The organism is bacterium, from assembly GCA_016786595.1.
Taxonomy (GTDB): domain Bacteria; phylum Bdellovibrionota_C; class UBA2361; order SZUA-149; family JAEUWB01; genus JAEUWB01.
The window spans coordinates 76,475-86,850 of record JAEUWB010000059.1 but is presented as its reverse complement, the minus strand read 5'-3'; the positions used below and the strand labels follow the sequence as shown (position 1 = coordinate 86,850).

At 44.6% G+C, this 10,376-nt stretch carries 7 protein-coding genes; 1 reads left to right on the top strand and 6 read right to left on the bottom strand.

Going from position 1 to position 10,376, the window contains the following annotated elements; genetic code table 11:
- The 4 genes from JNK13_10715 to JNK13_10700 form a co-directional block, all read right to left on the bottom strand.
- Window positions 1–1,411: hypothetical protein (locus JNK13_10715; protein MBL7663208.1), on the bottom strand; the 1,411-nt coding region annotated here is incomplete at its 3' end.
- A 126-nt stretch (window positions 1,412–1,537) separates the two neighbouring features.
- Window positions 1,538–2,857, bottom strand: coding sequence for a signal recognition particle-docking protein FtsY (gene ftsY / locus JNK13_10710; protein MBL7663207.1), 1,320 nt, complete (start codon window positions 2,855–2,857; stop codon window positions 1,538–1,540).
- 131 nt (window positions 2,858–2,988) lie between these two features.
- A complete protein-coding gene (locus JNK13_10705; GenBank protein MBL7663206.1) occupies window positions 2,989–6,255 on the bottom strand; it encodes an AAA family ATPase in 3,267 nt (1,088 codons plus the stop codon).
- Window positions 6,256–6,422: 167 nt separating this feature from the next.
- Window positions 6,423–7,067: a GntR family transcriptional regulator gene (locus tag JNK13_10700; protein ID MBL7663205.1), complete on the bottom strand. Its 645-nt coding sequence runs from the start codon at window positions 7,065–7,067 to the stop codon at window positions 6,423–6,425.
- Window positions 7,068–7,177: 110 nt separating this feature from the next.
- Between JNK13_10700 and JNK13_10695 the strand changes: the two genes are divergently transcribed.
- Window positions 7,178–8,245 carry a potassium channel protein gene (locus JNK13_10695; GenBank protein MBL7663204.1) on the top strand — a complete coding sequence of 356 codons (1,068 nt, stop codon included), beginning with the start codon at window positions 7,178–7,180 and terminating at the stop codon, window positions 8,243–8,245.
- Between the two features lie 8 nt (window positions 8,246–8,253).
- On the opposite strand, the gene JNK13_10690 is transcribed toward JNK13_10695, so the two are convergent.
- Window positions 8,254–9,606, bottom strand: coding sequence for a hypothetical protein (locus tag JNK13_10690; GenBank protein MBL7663203.1), 1,353 nt, complete (start codon window positions 9,604–9,606; stop codon window positions 8,254–8,256).
- Window positions 9,607–9,668: 62 nt separating this feature from the next.
- Window positions 9,669–10,247, bottom strand: coding sequence for a CDP-diacylglycerol--glycerol-3-phosphate 3-phosphatidyltransferase (gene pgsA, locus JNK13_10685; protein MBL7663202.1), 579 nt, complete (start codon window positions 10,245–10,247; stop codon window positions 9,669–9,671).
- Window positions 10,248–10,376: the final 129 nt, after the last annotated feature.

Below are 10,376 nucleotides of genomic sequence, written 5' to 3'. Positions count from 1 at the left end.
CCCACACAACCCTCCCCTCCATCCTCCCCCTTCCCCTATAATAAAACTCCGCAACCCCCTGCCGCACCTCACCTCCACTCGGAACCCTTTTCACCGCCTTTGGTAAAAATTCATGCGAATTCGTCGTATAAATTCCGCGCTTGATAATTTGCTCTCTCGTCAGCTCACCCCTGTCAATCCGGTCATACTTCACAACCACCCCATAGTCCCACTGCGAATAGAAAAGGAACCCACACAAGCACAACATCGACAAATCACCAAAACGCCCAAATCTTTTTACAAAAAAATCCGGGAAATTTGCACAACTAAGCCCAAGGAAAAAAGACGTGGGCATTAGAAATCTCCACGGAAACTGAACCATCGCCAATGGAGCAATGTGCTGCCAAATCAATCCAGACTCAGCTGTCATCAGAAAAGTCGTCGACACTGTCGTCAATACACCCGCAAAAATAACGACTTGAGATTCAGATAATTTTTGAGCAGCCTTAGCATCAGCTTTCGCAGCCTGTAACAACGAGAGTAACCCAGCCACGACAATCCACGCACTCAGCGAAAAACTCATTGTATCAAACGGACCATCGGAACTTGCCCCACGCTCCCAGTAGCTACTAATCAACTGAAACCAATACACAAAATGATGCTGATAACTGTAGTAATCCTCCAATAAACCCGCCGCTCCACGCACTTCATCAAGATATAAAAGCGCTGGCAATAGAAACGGACTTGCAAAAATTAGCCCGCCAACTATCGCAACTGCAAAGCGATAGAATACCCTACCCCCACTGGCTAAGCTAAATATAGTAAACGGCACTAAGACTAGAATAATTGATGGTAAATGCGTCAATGCTACAGCAGCAATCGCTAGCCCTGCCCAGATAATTGCGTAACTTCGTTTAATTTCATCCGTTGTCAGCCCATAAAAAAGGAGCGGCAAATACAAAAATACCTGGGTCTCGCTTAGATTTGTCCGCACAAAAACATCGGTAAAGTGATACGGAGCAAGTAAATATAAAATACTCACCAGCAAAGCTGACTTATTACCAAAAATTTTACGTGTCGAAAAAAAACACAGTGGAGCAACGCTAACAAAGATCAAAATCCACGTACAAGCAAGCGCACGATTAACATCAACTCCTAAATTGTATAGTAACGCTGGAAATAGATAGGCCCCCGGCGCGGTAAATGTAAATAACGGATAGCCATAACCAAAGCCGAAATCTGCTACCCAACCGCCCAAGCTCAAACTACGTAGCGATCTGGCCAGTGCAACCGTTCTCCAAATATTGTAGTCCCAAGAATGCCCCGCGTTGGTCAACGCTGGTTCTTGAATTGCCCCGTAGAGCAAATCGCGACAACAGAGTAATCCAATTACAATTGTCGCTAAATAATATAAGCACGTGCGTAGTTTCATTAAATCAAGTGCATCCTCCTGCAAGTGATTTACTTTAGTTATGGAGATTCATTTTTAGCAATAAATATTTATCTCGCCGCAGACGAGGGCAAGCTACGACTTTGACAAATCGTGAAACGCTCTAAACTAGACAATCTGCGATGATTGCTCTTTGCGCTTACGCGCCGCTCGCTGGATACCAGTCTGTTCCGACACGCTGCTTTGAGCAGGAGCTTCTGACTGCGCTGATAGATTTTCTGCAGTCGTGCGCAGATCAAATGAAGTCAAATCAAGCAATGAATCGACAAAGTCCTGCGCTTTAAATTGGCGCAAATCTGCAAGCTTTTCACCAATGCCAATAAAGGTAATTGGCAAATTTAATTCGTGACTGATTCCAACTACAGCACCACCCTTAGCTGAACCATCCAGCTTTGTTACAACAACTCCACTCACAGGCACGATTGCCGAAAATTCACGCGCCTGCACTAAAGCATTGTTTCCTGTCGTCCCATCAACTACTAACAAGGTTTCATGCGGAGCCCCCGGCAACTCACGTTTAATGATTTCAGCTAGCGACTTTAACTCATTCATCAAATTCAGCCGATTTTGCAGGCGACCTGCCGTATCAATTAAGACAACATCAAAATTTTCATCAAGTCCCTGATGAATTGCCTGATAGGCAATTGTTGCAGGCTTAGCATTCTCAGCACCGTAAATTATTTCCACCTTTGAGCGTTCTGCCCAAACCGATAACTGCTCAGTAGCAGCAGCACGAAACGTGTCCCCAGCAGCAACTAAAACCCTGAGCCCCCGGTTCTGAAATTGATTTGCAAGCTTTCCAAGCGTAGTCGTCTTCCCTGCACCATTTACACCAACCAATAAAATTACCTTTAGTCCTGAGCGCGGCATAAATTTTGCGAAAAAATCACCCACTTCAGCCTTTGTCAGAATTTCAATTAATACAGTACGGACTGCCTGAAAAAAACTACTGCGATCGAGCTTTGAGTTTTGCGCTACCGCAGCAAGCACTAAATCTGTGGTTTTAACACCTAAGTCACCGGCCAATAGAGCTTCTTCAATCTGTGTTTTTGCACTTTCAAAATTTACACTTTGCGACGTAAATAAGTTTCTCAGACGTCCAAAAACATTTGTGCGCGTCTTTGCCATGAAGTCTTGCTTAGTCTCCAAAAGGACAGAAGCATCAGCAACGATTGGCGCGCTCAAGGCGCTAGTCTGAGTAGTTTGTGGGACAGTCGCTTGCTCAATATTTACAGCAACCTTGCCGCTCGATTTTGCAGTCGCTTGCGCTTGAGTTTGTTCTAGAGTGGACTCAATAACTTGACGTTTACGCGCAATTCGCACGTACATTAAAACTGCCAATAAAGTGGCAAGTAGTAGTAGCACTGCCACTAAAGTTTGACGATCACTGATCAATATGTCTGAAAGAATAATTAAGTCCATTTCCATTAATTTAATGCTTAGAGTTAAAAATTGTTGTTGCCTCTTGCTGAACGGTTAGACAGATTGCTTAAACTAGATCAGAAAAGAGCATATTTAATCACTCAGTCAAACCCTGCAACCACTAGTGCAGGGTTATGTTACATCATTTGGGCCTGCTCAAGAGTCTCTACTGCTTGATCGAGCGTGACTGAGAGTGCCTTAGTTACACCTTTTTCCTGCATGGTAATGCCAATTAAGCGATCCATCGCTGACATACTGGCATGGTTGTGCGTGATAATTAAAAAATTCGTACGATCAGAAATCTCTCGGATTAAGCGTAAAAATCTTTCCAGGTTTGCATCATCAAGCGGTGCATCAACTTCATCAAGCACACAGATTGGCGTTGGCCGGTGTAAAAACATTGCCAGTAGTAGTGCTGTCGCAGAAAGCGCCTTTTCACCCCCCGACATTAGTTCTAAACTGCGTAGCTTCTTCCCTGGAGGACGCACAGAAATCTGCACACCTTTAGAAAATAAATCTCCTTCTCCCACAAGCTCAATCGTTCCCGAACCGCCACCAAAAAGGCGCGGCACTAAATCTTCGAAATGCCCACGCACACTCTCGAAAGTTTCAATAAATCGATTACTTGAAATTTCACGTAATTCAGCGATCGTTTTTTCTAAGCTAGTCTTAGCTTCTTTTAAATCCGTGTATTGTAATTCGAGTTTTTCAAAGCGATCTTTTTCGAGTAAATACTGATCTGCAACTTCTGGATCGACGCCGCCTTCGCGCTCAAGTCGTCGCCCAATGTTCTGAATCTCTTCTTCTAAGCTTGTTTCATAATTTTCATTTGGCTCGATACCATCAAGCAAGCTCAATGCAGTCTCTAAACTAGGCAATTGATAATTACCCTCGTATTTCTGGAGCATGTTTTCCACTAAATACCGCCCCTGCACATCGAAGCGTTCAAGCGCAACACCTTCTTGGTTATGCGCAAAGTAAATTTCATCACGCTCACGACGCTGCTGGTCGAGAGCTAAGCGCAATCCAACAACATTTTCGCGGAGTGTTTGTCGCTTAGTTTCGAACTGCTCAAGATCTTGATGTAATTTGTCACGTTGAGAGTTTAATTCTTCAAGACTACGTTCGTGATCTGTATGTTGCATTTGTGGCGCAAGCAAGGCACTTAAATTGCCAATCGTACTAGAAATTTGAGCTAGGTCATTTTGTAACGAAGAAATTTCTAACCCAAGTTCACCGTTACGCTTAGTTTCAAAATTAGCAAGTCCTTCAAGTGAACCGATTTCAGAACTGAGACGATTTAATTCCTCAGTGTATGCCTGGTCGAGACGCTCTTCTTCGCGAGTAATTTCTTCACGCAGTCGTAATACTAATTGTGTTGTTTCAGAACGCTCAGCTTCCTTGGCAATCACAAGTTCCCCGAGCTTTGATCTTAACTGTTGCTTTTCATCCTGCAATCGTCTTAATGAAAGCAAGGCCTCGCGCCTGTCCGGTAACGACCATTCTGTTTCGGTAATACGCACGCCATCAGGAGTAACGCAAAATATTTGATAAATATTCTCTGCCCTAAACGTGGCAATTAAATCAAAGGCCTGATTTGTATCTTTCACAACAAAAGCATGTTCAAGTAGTGGTTTAATCGCTTCGCTATAACCAGTTTCGATCTTTACTATTTTCGATAACTGCACGACCCCGTGATACGCTTCAAGAACTCGGTCGATGCTATCTTGATCGGTAAATGTATTTGAAGACTTACCGACAAAGCCCACTTTAAGGTCGAGCATCTTTAGATTCTCGCCATGAGCCTTAGCAGTACGCTGCACATCATGAGTCACAAAATAAGTGGTTTTCTCTGCGAGGCACGCCGCAAGCGCCCTTTCATACTCGGCAGGAACAGTAATCAGTGCATAGACAGATTGCAACCCTTCAGCCTCGAGCACATGGCTGAGTAATTCTTTAGCCTTAGGATCGTCTGCCGAACGTGAAAGACCTTCGCGTAAGTGATTTTCAAAGGCCTGAATCTCGCCTTCACATTGAGCGATTTCGATTTTTAATGCTTCTAGTTGTTCAGTGAGACTGCGTTCCGTTCCTGAAAGATCCTGCAACTCAATCCGCAGCTTATCACTAACTTCAAAATCACGTTCCGCACGACGACTAAGTACTCGTTCACGCTCCGCCACTAAATTGGCTAGTTTAAGACTAGCTTCGGCTTTAACCTTCTCACGTGCATCGCGTTCATTACTGAGGGTTTGGATTTTCGCACCAATGCCCGCACTGCGCTCATGCATTGACTTAAGTTCAGCTTCAGCCTGGGCCAACTCGATTCTTCTAGCATGCTCATTTTCACGGCGGTTCTCAAGTTCAGAAACGATTGACTCGTACTCAAAACGAAGCACTTTTAAGCGATCTTCGAGTGCTGTAAGCTCTGCTTCCTGCGCTGTTAAGGTTTGGTTTGACTGATTTAATTCGGAGGTCTTCTTGTCGAGTTGATCTGTTAAGTCAGTCACACGCTCGCGGGCGGTTTTAGACTTGGAAACTAATGTCGCAGAGCGATAATTAAATAAGTCGTTCTCTTTACCAACTAATTCTTCTTGTAAGCGTTTGCGATTTTCCAAGCGCTTTGCTTGGCGACGCAGTGTGGCAACTTGCTTTTCAACTTCACGCAAGATGTCTTCAAGCCGTAAAATATTTTGCGCAGTAGTTCGTAATTCACGCTCAGAAACCTCAATTTTTGCACGAAATCCTGCAATCCCAGCCGTTTCTTCGATTAACTCACGCAACTCCTGAGGCTTACGTGAAATCACATCTCCAACTTGCCCCTGTTCAACAATGCTCAACGCCCGCGGCCCCAAACCAAGCACACGATAAAATTCAATAAAGTCTCGTAGTCGGCAGGGAATTTTATTGATTAAATATTCACTCTCTCCAGAGCGATAAAGTCTTCGCGTAAGTTCAATTTCAGCAGCTGAAAGGAGTTCCGGAAATGCCTCTTTAAAGCTTGAACTCAATTCAACGGAATTTGCAGTGCTTGCGCCGAGCTCCGCTGTAGCTTCTTGAAACTCCGGCTGTGAGTATTCGGGACGTAGTGGAACAACATTTGATTGGGTCTGTTGTGTATACGCGTGAGAGCTTAGAGCCGGCTCACTGTTTTTCAAAGTCAGTGAGACTTCAACCATCCCAAGTGGACGCCGCGTCTGTGTGCCGTTAAAAATTAAATCCTCTAAGGTGCTGCCACGTAGTTGCCTGGCGTTAGTTTCGCCTAGCACCCAGCGTAACGAATCAACAACGTTTGACTTACCGCAGCCATTTGGGCCGATGATGCCGATCATTGGTTGATCAAAAGTTAAGCTAAATCGCTCTAAGAACGATTTAAATCCAAATATCTCAATACGTTTAATGCGCATGTTTATTATCGGTTATTTACTTTAAATTTCCTGTAGTAACTAGCCTATCTAATAAGAAAAGGCCAGTGCTGATGTGTGATTTTTAAGAGAAAATTTCAAGAGAAAAAACTTAATAATATCTACCTAAAAAGGCCAGGTACTAGGCTAGATTAAGTCAGTCGCTCAGGCTAATTGACCTGTATTTGCATCCGTTGGATTAGATTATTTGCACCCTGAGCCGAGTTATGAGCGACAAGCTCTGCCACCCGCTCACCGTCACGTTCACGGAATGCTCGAATAATCCGGTCATGCACCTCAATACTTTCAAGAATTGCATCTGTGTGACTCACGGCAATACGAAAACGAATAAATTGCTTCACCAGCGAAGTAATCAGCCCCGTAAGCCTATCGTTTCCACAGGCACGCACAAAAATTTCATGAAATTCGTTATGGATTGCAATCATCTCAGTATAGCGCTGCTCTTCATACAGGCGCTTGAGTTCACGATTCAAACGCGACATGCGGTCAATGTCAGCATCAGTTAAACGCGTTACAGCCTGCTTGGCGGCATAAGATTCTAGCACACTCTTCAGTTCGTAAAACTCTCTTACATCTTTAGGCGTAACTTGAGTCACAAAAGCTCCGCGACGAGAGCGGATCTGCAAGAAACCTTCAGTCTCGAGCTGGCGAAAAGCCTCGCGCACTGGCGTGCGACTAGTGTTGTAAGCCACAGCAATATCAACTTCCTGTAACCTCGACCCGGGCCTTAATTCCCCCTTAATTATGGACTCACGTAACGCTTCAGCGATTCTTTCACGTAATGTTGAAGACAAGATTAATACCTCTATTGAACTTCCAGGGTTTATTATTACATTATCGTGAGCTAGATTGTAAACAGCCCGCCAATTTCGGTAGGTCTACAAAACCTTACGTTCGAGGAAAGTTGGATTTTAGCACTACAAAAAATACCGTAAAACAGCTGCGCTATGTTCACGCTGCCAGCGACTTTGATACACCACTACGCAAACTATATTTTTCGCTGGCGATCATAGTAGCCCTAATTCTAATGGGCACGTGCGGCTATATCGTAATTGAAGGCTGGGGTCCGCTTGACGCACTCTACATGACGTTTATTACCTTATCCACCGTAGGGTTTAGAGAAGTTCACGATTTATCACCCTATGGTAGAATTTTTACGATAACACTCATCGCTTCCGGCGTCAGCATGGCAGCCTATTCATTATCAGTTCTGACACGAGCTGTGATTGAAGGTGAAATTGGACAAATCAGGGAGTTACGCAAAACTATGAAAGCAATTCAATCACTGAATAATCATATTATCGTCTGCGGCTATGGCGGATTAGGGCAAAGTGTGGTGCGTGAGCTACAGAAAGCAAAGCAAGATTTCGTAGTTGTTGAAAAAGACTTGTTTGAAGTTGAAAAACTAAAGCAAGATAGCATTTTACATATCCACGGAGATGCCTCAGAGGATGCTGTTTTATTTGCAGCTGGTATCAATCGGGCCAAATCACTATTAAGCCTACTTTCTACTGATGCAGATAATGTTTATACGATTTTATGTGCACGCGAGTTAAACACAAATTTGCTGATCGTTGCCAGAAGCGAAGATGAAACCGGCGAAACCCGCTTGAAACGTGCCGGGGCAAACCGTATTCTTGCACCTTACCGCGTCGCTGGATCGCGTATTGCACAAAGTCTCACTCGGCCACATGTGAGTGATTTTTTAGATATTACTGCAGGTCGTGAAACAACTGGTGGCGGACTTGTGATTGAAGAGATTCAAGTTCCTGACAATTGCCCACTGGTCGGTCAAACCTTACAACAATCCAATCTGCGCACTCGCACCGGAGCAATTATCGCAGCATATATTTCTGCATCTGGAGATATGCATTTTAACCCGGAAGCTAATACTGCAATCGAGGCTGGAGCAACGATGATTGTGCTGGGATCGAAAGAGGCGCTGCAAAAACTTTCAGAGATCTTGAGTTAGAGCAACGCTTATACGCTGGGACTAAGCCCAGGTTCAAAAGACTCCGGATGAATGCTCAATTCACGAATTTTGTTATGTAGTTCAGGGTCGGCCTTAACAACACGGTGAACGATTTCGTTCTTGAAATTAAATAATCCTGCAGCCAGGTCATCAATCATTAAGTCAAAATATCCTCGCGTTTTAGCCTTGGAATGTAAATGCTTGGTCTTTAAGTAGTGCGCCGCCTGTTCTGACCCGCCCAAGGCTCCGACTAAAACTCCTAGCGTATAAATATAAGGCCAAACAGCTCGACTGTGTGACTCTGAGGCGCGTCGTGGATCTCGTCTTGGCATATGCGTATCAGCTGCATAGCTGTGTCCGCATGCTTCTAGCACTTTTGCCACATGCTTACGCGCCTCTTCTCCATCTAATCCCTTTAGTCCGTCAACTGCAATTGAAGGGCCTTCATCGGCAGAGATATCTACAATATAAGAATTTTTCTGCATGCCCTCCAGGTCTCTAAGATTACAAATCGAGGGCTGTTCGGGATCTTTATAAGCCGCGATAATCAGTGCTTGAGCGCCTTCTAAATCACGCCGCATCAGCGTATTTGCCGCGCGCCCTGTGAAGGTCACTCCCGGCTTAGCTAATGCTTTAATTCTAGCTAAAGCCTCAGGTCGAGCATCGAGCATATGGATTGTTAAGTTTTCAGCTTGGTTAGAATAAATCAAAGCCTTAATCGCTGCTTCTCCTGCTACTCCGCAGCCACAGACAACGACTTTTTTTGGCGCGTTTTTAACTTGCGATAAATGCATTGCTACGTCTTCTCCGCCAAGTGTTCCAGCGAAAGCCGACATACTTTGCCGAAGTGGAATTGGCGCGCCGCCACGAATTGTATAGGCGTAGCCGCCCATTTCCGAGCCATCAATAATACAAGCAGTCGAGCGATATAGATGCACATAAGCACTATGCTTAGAAACATCGCGGACATGGAGTGCGCCGATGCGCATAAATTTGCCCGGGATTTTTAATTCGTATGCGCTTGGCTCTTTTAATGCATGTACAATATCTGGAGACCAGGTAGTCGACCCGGTTAAGTCCGCTTCAGAGATAATCTGCGCTCCCGCACGCACATACTCGTTATTAGCAAACCCAGATTGCTCCCCTGCGCCTTCTACGACTTTGACTTCCGGATTCATCCCCGCCGCGCGCCAAGCCTCGATTAATGAAGCAATATCGTTAGGCACAATTGCCACACGTGTTTCACGATAATCTTTTTCTGCAGTGCTCAACTCCTCGCCGATGTGACGGTCAGTGCCCAGCAGAAAACGAACTGGAGCTGGAGTATGGCTGAGTAACTGATGAAAAATTGGATGGCGCATAAGCAATACTCCTCGGAAACAACGCTGCCTGAGACTTGCAGCCAAACTGGTATAACATCTTTCTAGGTCAAATACACCCTACGTAGTCGGATCATGTAATCGATGCCACTATAGACTGATAAAATCAAAGCAAGCCAAAGAATCAGCATTCCAGCTCGATAAAAATCAACTAAATACCCTAAAATAAAGTAACGATCGTGGACAAGTAATAAAATCAAGGCGCACATCAGAAACGCAGTTTTATGCTTAGCTGACTCCGATGCCGGCACAACCGTATGATTCAATGCAGCCAACGAACGTAAGCCCGAAATGATAAATTCACGGGAGAGAATCAAGACCACAATCCAGGCGGGAATACTCCGAGGATCTGGCGTCGCAGCAAGCATAACTAGAGCTGCTGTCGTAAGAATTTTGTCAGCGAGTGGATCGAGCAATGCGCCGAGCGAGCTTTCTACATGGTAAAGTCGCGCTAAATAGCCATCTAGCCAGTCGGTTAACGAGGCGATGATAAAAATTACAGTTGCAATTAAGCGCTCAGCAGGTGTCGGGTCAACGAGCAAAATCACAAAAAATGGCACGCACAAAATACGTGCAAAAGTCAATAAATTCGGGAGCTTTTTTGCGGCAGACTCTGTCGTCATAGGTTTAACTGCTCATTCATATAGCATATTTATCTACTAATCGAAGAAAATTATCTCAATCGAAAGACTTGCCTGTAAGTTATTATAAATTATAGATTCCTCCAGTGCTTGAACGCTAGCTTCAAGCTG